The organism is Enterobacter cloacae complex sp. HYC042_NIDB, from assembly GCF_056673315.1.
Genome location: NZ_CP109650.1, coordinates 3,476,982 through 3,495,072 on the forward strand (window position 1 = coordinate 3,476,982; position 18,091 = coordinate 3,495,072).

An 18,091-nucleotide genomic window follows, 5' to 3' on the forward strand; every position below is an offset into this window, starting at 1 on the left:
TCAGAATGCCGATAACGATTAAAAGGTCAGCATTTCTCTCGAGGGTAGAATGGATAATTTCCAGAAAGATATTGATGACAGGGCGAATCTCACCCTGTCGAACCGTTTTGAACTGTTGCTGTTCCGTCTTGGCACCTCTCTGAACGAAAATAAATCCGAGCTGTTTGGCATTAACGTCTTTAAGCTGCGTGAAATTGTGCCGATGCCGGAATTCACAAAACCCGCCGGGATGAAATCACCGCTGATGGGGATGGTGAATATTCGCGATCAGGTGATCCCGGTGATCGACCTGGCCGCCGTGGCGGGCTGTAAGCCTACCACCGGGCTGAACATCCTGCTTATCACCGAATATGCCCGCAGCGTGCAGGCCTTTGCCGTGGAGTCGGTTGAGAACATCATGCGTCTGGACTGGAAGCAGGTGCACGCCGCGGAAACCGCCGTCAGCGGCCGCTATATCACCAGCATTGCCTGCCTGGATGAGAAAACGGATACCAACGATCTGGCGATGGTGCTGGACGTTGAGCAGATCCTGTATGACATCACCCCGGCCAACCACGATCTGCACGCCACCAATCTGAAAACCACCAAGTTCAACATTAAGCCGGGCGCAGTCGCGATTGTGGCGGAAGATTCCAAAGTGGCGCGTTCGATGCTGGAGAAAGGTCTGCAGGCGATGGAGATCCCAGCGCAGCTGCACATCACCGGCAAAGACGCGTGGGAAAAAATTGGCGTTCTGGCCGCGCAGGCGCAGGCTGAGGGCGTGCCGATCACCGATAAGATCGCTCTGGTGCTGACCGACCTCGAAATGCCGGAGATGGACGGATTTACGCTGACGCGCAAAATCAAAACCGACCCGGTTCTGAAGGATATTCCGGTAGTGATCCACTCCTCCCTTTCCGGCAACGCCAACGAAGATCATATTCGCAAGGTGAAGGCGGACGGGTACGTGGCGAAGTTTGAGCTGAACGAGCTGTCGTCGGTGATTGAGGAAGTGCTGGATCGTTCGATGAAGAAGATTGGCGGGCCGCTTATAAGCAGGAAGCAGCTGGCTTAAGTCCTGTGCGAGCTGGTGCCCTCACCCCATCCCTCTCCCACAGGGAGAGGGCGCAAACCATAAAAAACCCGCCGAGGCGGGTTTTTTGTTTTTACATTAATGGCATCGCTCGCTGCACGATATCAATCAGCGGCTGCGGATAGATACCGAAGATCAGCACCAGCAGCGCGGAGATAAGCACCACGATACCACCGGCGCTGTACTGCCAGTTGCCTGGAGCATCACGGTTGAGCTGCTGAGGCGCGCTCAGGTACAGGCTCACGGCCACACGCAGGTAGTAGTAGAGGCCAATCGCGGAGCCGATAACGACACCGGCAGTCAGCCACCACAGGTGCGCCTGCACACCAACGGCCAGCACGTAGAACTTACCGATAAAGCCCAGCGTCATCGGGATACCCGCCAGAGAGAGCATCATCACGGTCATTACCGCGGACAGAATTGGACGGTGCCAGAACAGACCACGGTAGGAGAACAGTGAATCGGCATCCGGACCACGGTACGGGCTGGACATCAGGCTCACCACGCCGAAGGCGCCGAGGCTGCTGAACAGGTAACCGGCCAGATACACGCCTACGGCTTCCATCGACATCTCACCGCTCTGCAGCGCAATCAGCGCCACCAGCAGGTAGCCCAGATGAGAGATGGACGAGTAACCCAGCAGACGCTTGATGTTGGTCTGGCTCAGCGCCATCAGGTTACCGAAGATGATGGAGACGAACGCGATGATGCCCAGCACCACGCGAACGGCTTCACTATCACCCACCGGCGCGTACAGGAACAGACGCATGACCACACCGAAGATAGCGATTTTGCTCGCCGTCGCCAGGAAGGTCGACACCGGAGCAGGCGCCCCCTGGTATACGTCTGGTGTCCACAGGTGGAATGGAACCAGAGAGAGCTTGAAGCCGAGGCCAACGATCATCATGCCCAGACCCGCCAGCAGCAGCGGCTCATGGAGCATGCCGTCGCCGAGGCTCTTGCCGAGCGCCATGAAGGAGAGGTTACCGGACTGTGCGTACAGCAGCGCAATACCAAACAGCAGGAAGGACGACGCGGCAGCAGACAAAATGGTGTACTTGATGCTCGCTTCCAGAGAGCGCTTCTGACGGAAGGCGTAACCAATCAGGCCGAACAGCGGCAGAGAGATCAGCTCAATACCGAGGAACAGCGCGGCCAGATGGTTGGCATTCGCCAGCAGAATGCCGCCCAGCGCGGCAATCAGTACCAGCAGGTAAAACTCTTCTTTGTTGTCGTTGTAGCCTTCGAGCCACGGGTAAGCAAAGGTACAGGTTGCCAGGCTCGCCAGCAGCACCAGCCCGGTATACAGCATGGCGTAACCGTCAACGCGCATCAGCGGGGTGACGTCCATCGCCCCGCCCTGGCCAACAAACCAGAGTGAGACTAACGCGGCATTCAGGCCGATGACCGACAGCGTGGCATTCAGGAAGTGATTGCGTCGCCACGCAATGGAGAGCATCACAACCACCACCGTCAATCCGACGATCAGCAGCGGTAGCAGCGCGATCAGTTGTTGTGGAGTTATTGTCATGGCGAATTACGGCCTTGTAGTAGAAACAGAATTAACAAACCACTGCTGGATATTGCCCATCGCGCTGTGCGAGGTATCCAGAATCGGCTGCGGGAAGAAGCCCAACAGCACCAGCAGTACGACCAGCAGCAGGATGATGAACAGCTCACGCAGCGACATCCCCGGCAGTTCTTGTGCAGCAATTTCGCTCTTCGCTTTACCGAAGTAAGCGCGGTGCAGCATCGCCAGCGAGTACACGGAAGCGAACACCAGACCAAAGGTGGAGATCACGGTAATCACCGGTACCACTTTGAAGCTGCCGAACAGAATCATGAATTCGCCGACGAAGTTACCGGTACCCGGCATCCCCAGAGTAGCCACCGCGAAGAACATGGAGAGCGCTGGCAGCCATTTAATTTTGCTCCACAGACCACCCATCATACGCATGTCGCGGGTGTGCAGACGTTCGTACAGCTGGCCGCACAGGATGAAGAGACCAGCTGCGGACAGACCGTGCGCAATCATCTGGATCACCGCGCCCTGGTACGCCAGCTGGCTGCCGGTGTAGATAGCAATCAGCACGAAGCCCATATGGGAAACGGAGGTATAAGCAATCAGACGCTTGATGTCGTATTGCGTGAAGGCCATCCAGGCACCGTAGAAGATACCGATCACACCCAGCCACATGGCAATCGGTGCGAACTCCGCGGAGGCATTCGGGAACAGCGGCAGTGCGAAACGCAGCAGACCGTAGGCCGCCGTTTTCAGCAGGATGCCCGCCAGGTCAACGGAACCCGCCGTTGGTGCCTGGGAGTGCGCGTCTGGCAGCCAGCCGTGCAGAGGAACCACCGGCATTTTCACCGCGAAGGCAATGAAGAAGCCCAGCATCAGCAGATATTCAACGCCGTGTGACATCGGGGTCTTCAGCAGGTCTTCGTAGTTGAAGGTCCAGGTGCCGGTTGCGTTGTGATGAACGAACACCAGCGCCAGAATGGCAATCAGCATTACCAGACCGCTCGCCTGGGTATAGATGAAGAACTTGGTTGCCGCCGTGATACGCGTTTTACCGTCGGACGCCTTGTGGCCCCACAGCGCGATCAGGAAGTACATCGGCACCAGCATCATCTCCCAGAAGAAGAAGAACAGGAACATGTCGATAGCAAGGAACACGCCGATCACGCCGCCCAGGATCCACATCAGGTTCAGGTGGAAGAAGCCCTGGTATTTTTCGATTTCTCGCCAGGAGCAGAGTACCGCCAGAACGCCGAGCAGACCGGTCAGCACCACCATCAGCAGCGACAGACCGTCAATCGCCAGGTGGATCGTAATGCCGAAACGCGGGATCCACGGCAGGATGAACTCAGACTGCCACTGCGGAATGCCCGCAGACTGGGTCAGTGAGTAACCGCCCTGCAACCACAGTTGCAGGCCAAGCGCGAGCGTCAATCCCATGGTGATCAGCGCGATCCAGCGCGGCATCTTCACGCCAAAGCGTTCGGTCTGCCAGCACAGGAAGCCGCCGATGAAGGGAATTAATATTAGCCAGGGTAGTAACATGGCGATTTACATTCCTTTTTAAGGCCCCCAGCAGGGGCCTGATTTTCAACGAATTCGAATAAAATTCACTTAACGATCAACGCAATACCATCAGCAGCGCCAGCACCACAACCGCACCGATGCTCATGGATGCCACATACCAGCGCAGGTAACCGTTCTCGCTGTACAGCAGGCCTTTACCTGCAAAGCGGGAGAGGATCGCCGGGATGTTCATCAGGCTGTTCAGCGGGTCGCGCTTCAGCAGCCACGCAACGCCCAGGAACGGCTTAACGAAGATCATGTCGTACAGCCAGTCGAAGCCCCACGCGTTGTACCACCAGGTGCCCAGCAGGCGGCCCGGCGCACTGTTGGCCACGGCAGTGACCAGCGTACGTTTGCCCAGCCACAGCCATGCCGCAATCAGGATACCCGCGATAGCGACCACACCGGAGGTGATTTCAAGCGTCAGAACGCGACCGTGCTCAAGCTCGGTGGTGTCTGGCAGTACGCCCTGCAGCGGTGGCACAATCATCGCGCCAACGAAGGTGGACAGTACCAGCAGCACAATCAGCGGCAGGTGGTGGGTAATCCCCTTCCCTGCGTGAGCGTGAATTTGTTCTTTACCGTGGAATACGATGAAAATCATACGGAAGGTATACAGGGAGGTCATGAACGCACCGACCAGACCCGCAACCATCAGATTGATATGACCATTCGCCATGGCACCCGCAAGGATTTCGTCCTTACTGAAGAAGCCCGCGGTGATCAGCGGCAGTGCCGCCAGCGCCGCGCCGCCCACCAGGAAGCAGACATAGACCAGCGGGATGGACTTACGCAGTCCGCCCATCTTGAAGATGTTCTGCTCGTGATGGCAGGCCAGAATCACCGAACCGGATGAGAGGAACAGCAGCGCTTTGAAGAACGCGTGCGTCATCAGGTGGAAAATGGCCGCGTCCCACGCCTGAACACCCAGCGCCAGGAACATGTAACCAATCTGGCTCATGGTGGAGTACGCGAGAACGCGCTTGATGTCGGTCTGAACCAGCGCGGCAAAGCCTGCCAGCACCAGCGTGACCGCACCGACGATACCCACCAGATGCAGAATTTCCGGGGTCATCAGGAACAGGCCATGGGTACGCGCAATCAGGTAAACACCGGCGGTAACCATGGTCGCGGCGTGGATCAGCGCGGAGACAGGGGTTGGACCCGCCATCGCGTCGGCCAGCCATGTCTGCAGCGGCAGCTGCGCGGATTTACCCACGGCACCGCCCAGCAGCATCAGCGTTGCCCACCACAGCATGTTATTGCCTGCGGCGAAGTGTGCTGGCGCCAGTTCCACCATCTCGCGGAAGTTCAGCGTGCCCAGTTCGTTGTAGAGAATGAACAGCGCGAACGCGAGGAAGACGTCACCCACGCGGGTCACGACGAACGCTTTCATGGCCGCTGCGCCATTCTTCGGATCGGTATAGTAGAAACCGATCAGCAGGTAAGAGCACAGGCCCACGCCTTCCCAGCCCAGATACATCAGCAGCAGGTTATCGGCCAGCACCAGAACCACCATGCTGGCAATAAACAGGTTGGTGTAGGCGAAGAAGCGGGAGTAACCCTCTTCACCGCGCATATACCAGGAGGCAAACATGTGGATCAGGAAGCCGACGCCGGTGACCACGGAGAGCATGGTCAGCGAGAGGCCGTCCAGCACCAGGTTGAAACCGATGTTGAAATCACCGACCGACATCCAGGTCCACAGCGGCACGCTGAAAGGCTGGCGTCCGTTGTTAAAGAAGTCGATACCCGCATACGCCGTGACCAGCGCAGCCAGGCCGACAGAGCCCATGCCAACGGTCGCGGACAGATTCTCAGACCAGCGGCCGCGAGAAAACGCCAGCAGCACGAAGCCAATCAGCGGAAAAATAATGGTTAAGGCAAGCATGTTCATCCACGCAACTCACTTACTGAATCGATGTTCAGATTCTGGCGGCGACGATGGAGCTGCAGCAACAGCGCCAGGCCAATACTCGCTTCAGCAGCCGCGAGGCTGATGGCGAGAATGTACATCACCTGACCATCGGTCTGGCCCCAGTAGCTTCCGGCGACCACGAAGGCCAGCGCGGAGGCGTTAATCATGATTTCCAGGCCGATCAGCATAAACAGCAGATTGCGGCGGATAACCAGACCGGTCAGACCCAGAACGAATAAAATCGCAGCGAGGATCAGTCCATGTGTTAAGGGGATCATGCGCGCTCCTCCGTTTTTCTTTTCGCGCGGTCGTCAGTGCGGTTGCTCAGCACCTCGCCAGCACGCTCTTCGCGGCCAACGTGGAAAGCCACAACCAGGCCTGCCAGCAGCAGCATTGAGGCCAGTTCCACCGCCAGAACGTATGGGCCAAAGAGCGTGATACCCACCTCTTTCGCACCAATTGGCGTGCCGTCGATGCCCTGATCGTTCACGCCCAGAATGGCGTAAACGATCACCACCAGCATGATGGCCGACAAAATTGCCGGGCCAATCCACACCTGCGGTTTTAACCACTGACGTTCCTGCTCAATTTCAGAGCCGCCCAGGTTCAGCATCATCACGACGAACACGAACAGCACCATGATGGCCCCGGCGTAAACGATGATCTCCAGCGCACCGGCGAAGTGCGCGCCCAGTGCGAAGAACACCCCGGAAATAGCCAGCAGCGAAATGATTAAGTACAGCAGCGCATGCACCGGATTGGTGTGCGTAATCACTCGCAGCGTAGCCAGGATGGCGATAAGGCCACAGATATAAAAAGCGAATTCCATTGCCCTCTCCTTACGGTAACAGGCTCTTGACGTCGATAGGCTTAGCTTCGTTCTCTGCTTCGCCCTTATCTTTGCCGTCGATTGCCATACCCGCCATCCGGTAGAAGTTATATTCCGGGTATTTGCCCGGACCGGAAATCAGCAGATCCTCTTTCTCGTACACCAGGTCCTGACGCTTGTACTCACCCAACTCGAAGTCTGGAGTCAGCTGAATCGCCGTGGTTGGGCACGCTTCTTCACACAGACCGCAGAAGATGCAGCGTGAGAAGTTGATGCGGAAGAACTCAGGGTACCAGCGGCCGTCTACCGTCTCGGCTTTCTGCAGAGAGATACAGCCGACCGGACACGCTACCGCACACAGGTTACAGGCAACGCAGCGCTCGGAACCGTCCGGGTCGCGCGTCAGCACGATACGGCCACGGTAGCGCGGCGGCAGATATACCGGCTCTTCCGGGTACATCCGGGTTTCGCGTTTAGCAAACGCGTGCAGGCCGATCATCCAGATACTGCGTACCTGGGTACCGAAACCTACCAGTAATTCTTTTAAGGTCATGGTCTATAGCCCCTTATGGCTGCTGCCAGAGAATGACAGCTGCCGTTACCAACAAGTTGACGAGCGTCAGCGGCAGGCACACTTTCCAGCCGAAGGACATTACCTGGTCATAACGTGGACGCGGTAACGCTGCGCGAATCAAAATGAACATCATCATGAAGAACGCGGTTTTCAGCGCGAACCAGATGAACGGCGGTAAGAACGGGCCATGCCAGCCACCAAAGAACAGCGTTACCATCAACGCGGAAATGGTGACGATACCGATGTACTCGCCCACAAAGAACAGACCGAACTTCATGCCGGAATATTCAATGTGGTAACCGTCGGCCAGTTCCTGTTCGGCTTCCGGCTGGTCAAACGGGTGACGGTGACACACGGCCACGCCCGCGATAGCAAAGGTAATAAACCCAAAGAACTGCGGGATAACGTTCCAGATGTCGGCCTGATTGTTGACTATGTCGGTCATGTTGAATGAACCGGCCTGCGCCACCACGCCCATCAGGGAGAGTCCCAGGAACACTTCGTAGCTCAGGGTCTGCGCGGAAGCACGCATCGCACCCAGCAGCGAGTATTTGTTGTTACTGGACCAGCCTGCGAACAGGACCGCGTAAACCGCGAGACCTGCCATCATCAGGAAGAACAGAATGCCGATGTTCAGGTCAGCGACCACCCAGGTCGGGCTGACCGGAACGATAGCAAACGCCAGCAGCAGCGAGGTGAAGGCGATCATCGGTGCCAGAGTAAAGATCACGCGGTCAGAGAAGCGAGGGATCCAGTCCTCTTTAAAGAACATCTTGATCATGTCCGCGACCAGCTGGAGTGAACCACCCCAGCCCACGCGGTTCGGTCCGTAACGGTTCTGGAACAGACCGAGCAGACGACGTTCACCAAAGCTCATGAACGCGCCGCAGGTGACCACCACCAGCAGGATAACAATCGCTTTCAGAATGCTCAGCAGGATGTCGATAAGATCCGGCGTTAACCAACTCATGCTTTTGCCTCCTGCAGATTATCAAGACGCGCACCCGCCAGAACCGGCGCGATGCCAGGCATACCCATCGGCAGACCGACCTGCCCTGCTGTCAGATTTTCAGAAATAATCAGCGGCAGGCTGATGGTCTGGCCGTCATAGCTAAAGGCGATGTTCGCGCCCGCGTTAACGCCAAGCTTCGCGGCATCCGCCGGGTTGAGCTTGATGTACGGCTGCGGCATACGGGTCTGGAAGACCGGTGAACGCTGGGACAGCTCGTCGCTACCGAACAGGTGGTAGTACGGGGCAATACGCCAGCTACCGTCCTGCGCCTGGAAGCTCGCCGGTACGGTGGTGAAGAAGTCCAGACCGGTTTCGGAAGCTTCAATCAGACGCACGCCCGGATCGCCGTGGCGCAGGGAGCCGCCCACTTCAGCCTGGAACTTGTTCCACGCCTGCGGGGAGTTCCAGCCCGGAGCCCATGCGAACGGGATTTGCGAACGCGGGGCAGACGGCTGGTTGTTCCCTTCCATGGAGAAGGCGAACATGGTGTCTTTATCCTGCGGCTGGCGCGGTTCGTGCACGCTGATATTGGCGCGCATGGCGGTACGGCCGCTGTAGCGGTGCGGTTCACGCGCCAGCTTCTGGCCGCGGATGCGGAAGCTTGCTTCAGGTGCGGCATCTTTAATGCCTGCCAGCTGAGGCAGTTTTTCGACTACCGCGTCGATAACGTGGTCGAGCTGCGTCCAGTCCACTTCACGGCTCTGCACGGTGCTGTGCAGGGAGTGCAACCAGCGCCAGCTTTCCAGCATCACGGTGTTGCTGTCGTAGTACGCCGGGTCATAAACCTGGAAGAAACGCTGGGCGCGGCCTTCGTTGTTGATAACGGTACCGTCGCTTTCTGCGAAACTTGCCGCAGAGAGCACCAGGTGCGCTTTGTCCATGATCGCGGTGCGCTGATGGTCAATCACCATTACCAGCGGCGCTTTGGAGAGCGCGGCGTCAACGCGAGCGGCAGACGCATGACGATGCAGATCGTTTTCCAGCACCACCACGGCGTCAGCGGCACCGGATTCCAGTTCGCTTAACGCTTCTTCCAGCGAGCCGCCGCCAATCATGCCGAGACCGATGCTGTTTACCGCACGGGCAATCATGGTCACGCCGACGTCTGCACCGCGGCCTTTCAGGGCTTTGGCAACGTTCGCGGCGGCCTGAATGATTTCAGCGCTACCGGCGTTGGTTCCGGAGATAATCAGCGGTTTCTTCGCACCTGCGAGGGCCTGAACAATCACGTCGACCTTGTTTTGCAGGTCGCGATCCAGCTCAACGGCCGGTGAGCTGTTGTCCAGCGCGTGGGCAATGGCAAAGCCAAGACGCGCCTGGTCTTCCACCGGCGCGCAGTAGGTCCACGCCGCGATATCATCCAGACGGGTATTGTCGACGTTAGTCACAAACAGAGGATGCTTCGCGCGCTGGCCGATGTTCAGGATTGCCGCAATCTGCCAGTCAGCCACTTTCTGCGCCGCTGCCATTTCACGTGCTTTACCCTTCACCGCCTGACGAACCGCCAGGGCCGCGCGGGCGCCGGTCTGCGTCAGGTCTTCACCCAGCACCAGAACCGCATCATAGGATTCAATTTCGCGCAGCGCAGGGGTATGGATACCACCTTCACGCAGCACTTTCAGTACCAGCTGCAGACGTTCCTGCTCGCCCTGGGCGATTCCGGTATAGAAGTTTTCCGCCCCGACCAGCTCGCGCAGCGCGAAGTTGCTTTCGATACTGGCGCGCGGGGAGCCGATGCCGATCACTTTCTTCGACTGGCGCAGGATATCTGCCGCGCCCTGCATCGCCTGTTCAGCGTTCAGGGTAATAACGTCGTCGCCACGGCGCTGAACCGGCTGACGCGGACGGTCTTTCAGGTTCACATAGCCATAGCCGAAACGACCGCGGTCGCACAGGAAGTAGTGGTTAACGGTACCGTTGTAACGGTTTTCGATACGACGCAGTTCGCCGTAGCGCTCACCCGGGCTGGTGTTACAGCCGAGGGAACACTGCTGGCAGATGCTTGGTGCAAACTGCATGTCCCATTTACGGTTGTAACGCTCGGAGTGGGTTTTATCCGTGAATACGCCGGTCGGACAGATTTCTACCAGGTTACCGGAGAATTCGCTCTCCAGCACGCCGTCTTCCGGACGGCCGAAGTAGACGTTGTCGTGTGCGCCATACACGCCCAGATCCTGACCATCCGCGTAGTCTTTGTAGTAACGCACGCAGCGGTAGCAGGCGATGCAGCGGTTCATTTCGTGAGAGATGAACGGCCCCAGATCCTGGTTACGGTGGGTACGCTTGGTAAAGCGATAGCGACGGAAGCTGTGACCGGTCATCACGGTCATATCCTGAAGGTGGCAGTTACCGCCCTCTTCACAAACCGGACAGTCGTGCGGGTGGTTGGTCATCAACCACTCCACCACGCTTTCACGGAACTGTTTGGCTTCTTCGTCATCAATCGAAATAAAGGTGCCTTCGGTGGCTGGCGTCATACAGGACATCACCAGGCGACCACGCGTGTCTTCCGCGTTTTGATATTGCTTCACCGCACACTGGCGGCAAGCACCGACGCTGCCCAGCGCCGGATGCCAGCAAAAGTACGGAATATCGAGGCCAAGAGACAGACAAGCTTCCAGCAGGTTGTCCGCCCCGTTGACTTCGTATTCTTTGCCGTCTACATGAATCGTAGCCATTAGCATGCTTCCAGTTGGCTCAGTCGAAACCGAGCGTTAATCAAAATTCTTGTCGTTACCAGCGCGCTTTCAGCAGGTTCGGCTGAATACCATTGATCGAATGGGTATTGCTGAACGGCTGCTTGATGCCTGCTTCGAATTCGTCGCGGAAATATTTAATCGCGCTCTGCAGCGGCTCGACGGCACCCGGTGCGTGGGCGCAGAAGGTTTTACCTGGCCCTAAGAATCGACACAGTTGCTCAAGTGTCTCGATATCGCCCGGCTGGCCTTCGCCGCGCTCGATGGCGCGCAGGATCTTCACGCTCCATGGCAGACCGTCACGGCACGGTGTACACCAGCCGCAGGACTCACGGGCGAAGAACTCTTCCAGGTTACGCACCAGCGATACCATGCCGATCTCGTGGTCGACGGCCATCGCCAGCGCCGTACCCAGACGGCTGCCTGCTTTCCCAATGCTTTCGAATTCCATCGGCAGGTCAAGGTGGGCTTCGGTCAGGAAGTCTGTCCCTGCCCCACCCGGCTGCCAGGCTTTGAATTTCAGGCCATCGCGCATGCCGCCGGCGTAGTCTTCAAGAATTTCGCGTGCGGTGGTACCGAACGGCAGTTCCCAGACGCCAGGGTTCTTCACGCGACCGGAGAAGCCCATCAGCTTGGTACCGGCATCTTTGCTTGAGGAGATGCCCTGATACCACTCCACGCCGTTGGCGAGGATAGCCGGGACGTTACACAGGGTTTCGACGTTGTTAACGCAGGTCGGTTTACCCCAAACGCCGGAGCTTGCCGGGAACGGTGGCTTGGAACGCGGGTTCGCACGGCGGCCTTCCAGGGAGTTAATCAGCGCAGTTTCTTCACCGCAGATGTAACGCCCGGCACCGGTGTGCACGAACAGTTCGAAGTCAAACCCGGTACCCAGGATGTTTTTACCCAGAAGGCCGGCTTCGGTGGCTTCGGCAATCGCGCGACGCAGGTTTTCTGCCGCTTCGATGTACTCACCGCGCAGGAAGATGTAGCCACGGTACGCTTTCAGCGCAAACGCGGAGATCAGCATGCCTTCCACCAGCAGGTGCGGCAGCTGCTCCATCAGCAGGCGGTCTTTATAGGTGCCTGGCTCCATTTCATCGGCGTTACACAGCAGGTAACGGATGTTCATGGATTCGTCTTTCGGCATCAGGCTCCACTTCAGACCAGTGGAGAAGCCCGCACCGCCGCGGCCTTTCAGGCCGGAATCTTTCACCGCGTTAACGATGTCGTCCGGCGCCATGCCGCCGAGGGCTTTACGCGCACCGGCATAGCCGTTTTTGCTCTGGTATTCGTCGAGCCATACCGGCTGTTTGTCATCGCGCAGACGCCAGGTCAGCGGATGCGTCTCAGCAGTACGAATTACAGTTTTCATTTGTACTGCTCCAGCAGGTCAGGAATCGCTTCCGGCGTCAGATGGCTGTGAGTGTCCTCATCAATCATCATGGTCGGCCCCTTGTCGCAGTTACCCAGGCAGCAGGTTGGCAGCAGAGTAAAGCGTCCATCGAACGTGGTCTGGCCCGGCTTAATATTGAGCTTTTTCTCAATCGCAGCCTGAATGCCCTGATAGCCGGTAATGTGGCAGACGACGCTGTCACAGTAGCGGATCACATGGCGGCCTACCGGCTGACGGAAGATCTGGCTGTAGAACGTGGCTACGCCCTCTACGTCACTTGCCGGAATACCCAGCACTTTTGCGATCTCGTAAATCGCCCCATCCGGCACCCAACCACGCTGTTTCTGTACGATTTTCAGCGCTTCAATGGACGCCGCACGCGGGTCTTCGTAGTGGTGCATCTCGTGCTCAATGGCGGCACGCTCTGCTTCACTCAGCTCAAAAGCCTCGGTTTGTGGTTGTTGATTCTCGTGCATAATTAGCGGTCCACATCTGACATAACAAAATCGATACTACCCAGATACACAATCAGGTCAGAGACCAGACTGCCGCGGATGGCGGACGGGATCTGCTGCAGGTGCGCAAAGCTCGGCGTACGCACGCGGGTACGGTAGCTCATGGTGCTGCCGTCGCTGGTCAGGTAGTAACTGTTAATACCCTTGGTCGCTTCAATCATCTGGAAGGATTCTTGCGCCGGCATGACCGGGCCCCAGGAAACCTGCAGGAAGTGGGTGATCAGGGTTTCGATATGCTGCAGCGTGCGCTCTTTCGGCGGCGGCGTGGTCAGCGGGTGATCCGCCTTGAACGGGCCTTCCGGCATGTTGTTGAGGCACTGCTCGAGGATGCGCAGACTCTGGCGCAGCTCTTCCACTTTCAGCATCACGCGGGTGTAGCAGTCGGAAACACCGCCGCCAACCGGGACTTCAAAGTCGAAGTTCTCGTAGCCAGAGTAAGGACGGGCTTTACGCACGTCGAAATCAATACCGGTCGCGCGCAGGCCAGCACCTGTAGTCCCCCACTCCAGCGCTTCTTTCGCACCGTAGGCAGCAACGCCCTGGGAACGGCCTTTCAGGATGGTGTTGCGCAGCGCGGCTTTCTCGTAAGACGCCAGACGCTTCGGCATCCAGTCGAGGAATTCACGCAGCAGGCGGTCCCAGCCGCGCGGCAGATCGTGCGCCACACCGCCAATACGGAACCAGGCCGGGTGCATACGGAAGCCGGTAATCGCTTCCACCAGATCGTAGATTTTCTGACGATCGGTAAAAGCGAAGAAGACCGGGGTCATCGCGCCCACGTCCTGAATGAACGTAGAGATGTACAGCAGGTGGCTGTTGATGCGGAACAGTTCTGACAGCATAACGCGAATCACGTTAACGCGATCCGGTACGGTGATGCCTGCCAGTTTCTCAACGGCCAGCACGTATGGCATTTCGTTTACGCACCCGCCGAGGTACTCGATACGGTCGGTATACGGAATGTAGCTGTGCCAGGACTGACGCTCGCCCATCTTCTCAGCACCGCGGTGGTGGTAGCCGATGTCAGGGACGCAGTCGACAATCTCTTCGCCATCAAGCTGAAGAATAATACGGAATGCACCGTGCGCAGACGGGTGGTTCGGACCGAGGTTGAGGAACATGAAGTCCTCGTTTTCAGTACCGCGCTTCATGCCCCAGTCTTCCGGCTTGAAGGTCAGCGCTTCCATCTCCAGATCCTGCTTGGCTTTGGTCAGCTCAAACGGATCGAATTCGGTCGCACGTGCCGGGTAGTCTTTACGCAGCGGGTGGCCGGTCCAGGTCTGCGGCATCATGATGCGCGTCAGGTGCGGGTGGCCGTCGAAGGTCATGCCGAACATTTCCCAGGTTTCACGCTCATACCAGTTAGCGTTCGGGAAAAGTTTGGTGATCGTCGGCAGATGCATGTCGTTTTCAGACAATGCCACCTTGAGCATGATATCCGTGTTGCGGTCTATTGAGATCAGGTGGTAGAAAACGGAAAAATCCGCAGCAGGGAGACCCTGGCGGTGCGTTCTCAGACGTTCGTCCATGCCGTGTAAGTCAAACAGCATGACGTAAGGTTTTGGCAATTTCTTGAGGAAATCGACAACTTCCAGCAATTGTTCACGCTTCACCCAAACAACGGGTACCCCGGTGCGGGTCGCCTGAACGGTAAAGGCATCCGGCCCAAAACGGTTGCGCAGTTCGCCAATAACGGGGTCATCAAGATGATCCCGGGTCTGCCAGGCGGCTTCTTGCGCGGTTAAGTCGGTCATATTGTTCACCATTGCAAATGGTCCGTGGTGACTGTTAAGCCTGGCTTCGCGCTATTTGAGTAGTGATATGCGAAGGTTTTCTCCAGGCCTACAGGCGCAAATTAAATTTCGTCAGGCGTACGCAGGTTGGTGACGGCAATACGTTCACCACGTTTACGCTCGCGCTCGGACTGCATGTTCGCGCGATAGACACCCTGATCGCCAACAACCCATGAGAGTGGGCGACGTTCTTTACCGATAGACTCCTGCAGCAGCATCAGCGCCTGCATATAGGCTTCTGGGCGCGGCGGGCAGCCCGGGATGTAAACATCCACCGGAATGAACTTATCAACGCCCTGTACAACGGAATAAATGTCGTACATACCGCCGGAGTTTGCACATGCGCCCATGGAAATAACCCATTTTGGCTCCAGCATCTGGTCATACAGACGCTGAATAACAGGTGCCATTTTGGTAAAGCAGGTACCGGCCACCACCATCAGGTCAGCCTGACGCGGGGAAGCACGAAGTACCTCGGCCCCAAAACGCGCAACGTCATGCACCGCAGTGAATGACGTCACCATTTCAACGTAGCAGCAAGAAAGGCCAAAGTTGTATGGCCAGATGGAGTTCTTACGACCCCAGTTGACCATATCGTGCATGGCATGTTCGAGTTTGCCCATGTACACGCTTTTGTTGACTTCTTGCTCCAGGGGGTCGGTTACGATCTCCTGTTTTTGCAGGGGGTAACGGTCATTCTCACCGTTAGGATCTATGCGGGTGAGCGTATAATCCATCTTATTGCCTCGCTGTTACTGCTGACGATTAGAGATACTGTTTTCCGGGTTGATGTGTTCACGACGTGAACGCGCAGGCGTCCAGTCAAGCGCGCCAATACGCACCAGATAAACCAGACCGGCCAGTAGCACTAAAATGAAAATTGCGGCCTCGACAAAGCCCACCCAACCACTTTCGCGAATGGAGGTCGACCATGCGAACAGGTAGAGCGCTTCCACGTCAAAGATGACGAAGAACATCGCTACCAGATAGAACTTGGCAGACAGGCGTAAGCGAGCGGAACCTACTGAATCAATACCTGATTCGAAAGGTGTGTTTTTGTGCCTTGCACGGGCGCGACCGCCCAGGAACCAGCCGCCGACTAACATCAGGCAGCACAGGCCAATGGCTACAATAAGAAAGATTGCGAATGCCCAGTGATGAGCGATGACTTCTGTGGATGTTGACATACTCATTGCTTACTCATCAAAAGTGATACCGACGACACTGCTCTTGCTGGCAGATGGGCATCACATCGATTCATGGGGAGGAACAAATAACCTTACACTAACTGTCTGAAATGAGACGTAGACAGCAAAATGATGGGGTTTTTTACTCCTTTCTATAACCTATTGTCAACTTTAACAAAGGTTTCTTCACATTAAATTACATCGAGCGATTCTCATTAACATTTGGTGCCCTTTAACCCTGGTGGTTACCTGACTTTTCGTCAAATGCATGTTGTTGAATCGTGTCCGTTTTGGAAGTAAAAAAAATAACCCTCCTATTTTGACAGGATTTGCCAACGATTCCTCCCCCCAAATAGGAGTATTTTCTTGATCTGAGACACGCTTTTGTTAATTCACCCAAAAAACCGGCAACATATTTGCTGCTTTTTTAACATCAAGGGGTTATGGATGAAGTTAGAACGGAAAGTGAACAAGATTTAAGCAGAAGCATTTATTCCCTTGATATGTATGTTTTATTTATGAAAACCCTGTAACGAAAGAGGATAATAATGGCAAAAAAAAGCCACTGCGTGCGAAAACGGCACGAGTGGCTTTTTTTTACACTTACAATTTGTTACCAGAATTTTGAGCTTTTGATCACTCAAAGTCACCTTCAACGATCAGGGAATCATCCCCCCCTTCGGAGGTAACATGCTCGAACTGCCATGGGTTATGGTAATTTTCCATCGCCTCAAACACCACCTTCGCCAGCTCGTTATGACTGGACGCGTTATGGCAAAGCAGATACTCGGTATCCGGCAGCGCTGGGAGACCATCAGATTTACCGAGAACGCGCAGATCGGGGCTCATCATCTCTACCGGACGGGCCGTTACGCCAAGACCCGCTTTCACGGCGGCACGCACCGCGGGCAGCGTGGACGCTACATAGGCCAGACGCCACGGAATGTTGGCTTCATTTAACGCCGTAAGCACCATATCCCGGAAAGGACTCGGATCGTCCAGTAAAACCAGCGGTACGGGTTCCCCTTTTTGCAACACGTATTCCGCTGCGCAATACCAGTGCGTTGGCGATGTGCGCAAGGTCAGACAATCAAACTGTCCGGGACGATGCGTCGTGACCACCAGGTCGACCTTGTTCTCATTTAACATCTCAACCATAAAGGCATTACGCTTTACGCTCACATCCAGCGCAAGCTTCGGATAAACCGAGCTAATTCGGTTGAGAAGAAACGGCAATATTGTATCCGCTGACTCATCAGATGCCCCTAAGGTTAACACCCCTTGAAGGTTGCTAAACATTAATGACATACATGCTTCATCATTAAAGCGAAGAATTTTCCTGGCATAACCCAGTAGCTGAATACCGTGTTCCGTTAAGAGCTTATTACGCCCGTGACGGGCAAAAAGCTCTTTCCCAACCAGTTGCTCCAGCCGCTGCATTTGCTGGCTAACGGCGGACTGAGTTCGGCAGACGGCGGCAGCAGCTGCTGCAAAAGTGTTGAGATCGGCGACCGCAACAAACGTTCTCAGCAGATCGAGGTCGAGATTCATTATCGGACGATTTGCATTTATCATATCTATTCACTTTCAGGTTGCTCGTGCGGAGCTGCCCGGGTTGAAGCTGTGTGTAACAGTTAAGCAATTCCTTCTGAAGGTTTTCCCTCGCATCCCGGCCCGGCAGACTGCCTGACAGATAGTTATTGTGCTGCTTTATATCAACAGTCAGAAAGCACGTTTCATGACGTTATTTTTATTCTCTTAAACGTTCAGGATATTTAGATGTTCGCAGGGTTATGTAAATTACATTAAAGGCGTAACACTTTTTCTGCCATCTTTTTCGCAGCGCTGTCAACGTAGCAGGAGATGTTTGACACATTCCAGCCAGAGATAACTCCAACAATAACAATCAATTAAATCGGAAAATCAGTTTCAAAAATGCAAAACCACTGCATCTTTCTACTGCTTTCCGTATAGACATCTTAACCCAAATCCACTTTATTTATAAGTCTTA

Annotated in this window: 15 protein-coding genes; 1 reads left to right on the forward strand and 14 read right to left on the reverse strand. The window is 56.0% G+C overall.

What is annotated here, in order from left to right; translation table 11 throughout:
• Positions 1-49: 49 nt before the first annotated feature.
• Positions 50-1,054, forward strand: coding sequence for a chemotaxis protein (locus OKF39_RS16610; protein WP_028013927.1), 1,005 nt, complete (start codon positions 50-52; stop codon positions 1,052-1,054).
• Positions 1,055-1,145: 91 nt separating this feature from the next.
• Here OKF39_RS16610 and nuoN read toward each other — a convergent pair whose 3' ends face one another.
• From nuoN to lrhA, 14 genes are all read right to left on the reverse strand, one after another.
• A complete protein-coding gene (gene nuoN / locus OKF39_RS16615) occupies positions 1,146-2,603 on the reverse strand; it encodes an NADH-quinone oxidoreductase subunit NuoN (protein WP_028013929.1) in 1,458 nt (485 codons plus the stop codon).
• Between the two features lie 6 nt (positions 2,604-2,609).
• Positions 2,610-4,139 carry an NADH-quinone oxidoreductase subunit M gene (gene nuoM, locus OKF39_RS16620; protein ID WP_008500214.1) on the reverse strand — a complete coding sequence of 510 codons (1,530 nt, stop codon included), beginning with the start codon at positions 4,137-4,139 and terminating at the stop codon, positions 2,610-2,612.
• A gap of 76 nt (positions 4,140-4,215) precedes the next feature.
• Positions 4,216-6,057 carry an NADH-quinone oxidoreductase subunit L gene (gene nuoL / locus OKF39_RS16625; RefSeq protein ID WP_045629894.1) on the reverse strand — a complete coding sequence of 614 codons (1,842 nt, stop codon included), beginning with the start codon at positions 6,055-6,057 and terminating at the stop codon, positions 4,216-4,218.
• Positions 6,054-6,356, reverse strand: coding sequence for an NADH-quinone oxidoreductase subunit NuoK (gene nuoK / locus OKF39_RS16630; RefSeq protein WP_003861496.1), 303 nt, complete (start codon positions 6,354-6,356; stop codon positions 6,054-6,056). Before nuoK ends, nuoL begins: the two co-directional genes overlap by 4 nt.
• Complete coding sequence (nuoJ, locus tag OKF39_RS16635) at positions 6,353-6,907, reverse strand: NADH-quinone oxidoreductase subunit J (RefSeq protein ID WP_008500212.1); 555 nt, start codon at positions 6,905-6,907, stop codon at positions 6,353-6,355. Before nuoJ ends, nuoK begins: the two co-directional genes overlap by 4 nt.
• A 10-nt stretch (positions 6,908-6,917) precedes the next feature.
• Positions 6,918-7,460, reverse strand: coding sequence for an NADH-quinone oxidoreductase subunit NuoI (gene nuoI, locus OKF39_RS16640; RefSeq protein WP_003861491.1), 543 nt, complete (start codon positions 7,458-7,460; stop codon positions 6,918-6,920).
• Between the two features lie 13 nt (positions 7,461-7,473).
• Positions 7,474-8,451, reverse strand: a complete 978-nt coding sequence (gene nuoH, locus OKF39_RS16645; RefSeq protein WP_008500211.1) for an NADH-quinone oxidoreductase subunit NuoH — start codon at positions 8,449-8,451, stop codon at positions 7,474-7,476.
• Positions 8,448-11,171 carry an NADH-quinone oxidoreductase subunit NuoG gene (nuoG, locus tag OKF39_RS16650; protein WP_045259693.1) on the reverse strand — a complete coding sequence of 908 codons (2,724 nt, stop codon included), beginning with the start codon at positions 11,169-11,171 and terminating at the stop codon, positions 8,448-8,450. Before nuoG ends, nuoH begins: the two co-directional genes overlap by 4 nt.
• Positions 11,172-11,226: 55 nt before the next feature.
• Positions 11,227-12,564, reverse strand: coding sequence for an NADH-quinone oxidoreductase subunit NuoF (nuoF, locus tag OKF39_RS16655; RefSeq protein WP_006811381.1), 1,338 nt, complete (start codon positions 12,562-12,564; stop codon positions 11,227-11,229).
• Positions 12,561-13,061 carry an NADH-quinone oxidoreductase subunit NuoE gene (gene nuoE / locus OKF39_RS16660; RefSeq protein WP_006176513.1) on the reverse strand — a complete coding sequence of 167 codons (501 nt, stop codon included), beginning with the start codon at positions 13,059-13,061 and terminating at the stop codon, positions 12,561-12,563. The genes nuoF and nuoE overlap by 4 nt, the downstream gene beginning before the upstream one ends.
• Before the next feature lie 2 nt (positions 13,062-13,063).
• On the reverse strand, positions 13,064-14,866 hold the full coding sequence (nuoC, locus tag OKF39_RS16665; protein WP_028013933.1) for an NADH-quinone oxidoreductase subunit C/D: 1,803 nt from the start codon (positions 14,864-14,866) through the stop codon (positions 13,064-13,066).
• 89 nt (positions 14,867-14,955) lie between these two features.
• Positions 14,956-15,630, reverse strand: a complete 675-nt coding sequence (gene nuoB, locus OKF39_RS16670) for an NADH-quinone oxidoreductase subunit NuoB (protein ID WP_003861482.1) — start codon at positions 15,628-15,630, stop codon at positions 14,956-14,958.
• A 15-nt stretch (positions 15,631-15,645) separates the two neighbouring features.
• A complete protein-coding gene (gene nuoA / locus OKF39_RS16675; protein WP_014171000.1) occupies positions 15,646-16,086 on the reverse strand; it encodes an NADH-quinone oxidoreductase subunit NuoA in 441 nt (146 codons plus the stop codon).
• Between the two features lie 630 nt (positions 16,087-16,716).
• A complete protein-coding gene (gene lrhA / locus OKF39_RS16680) occupies positions 16,717-17,655 on the reverse strand; it encodes a transcriptional regulator LrhA (protein WP_028013934.1) in 939 nt (312 codons plus the stop codon).
• Positions 17,656-18,091 lie beyond the last annotated feature (436 nt).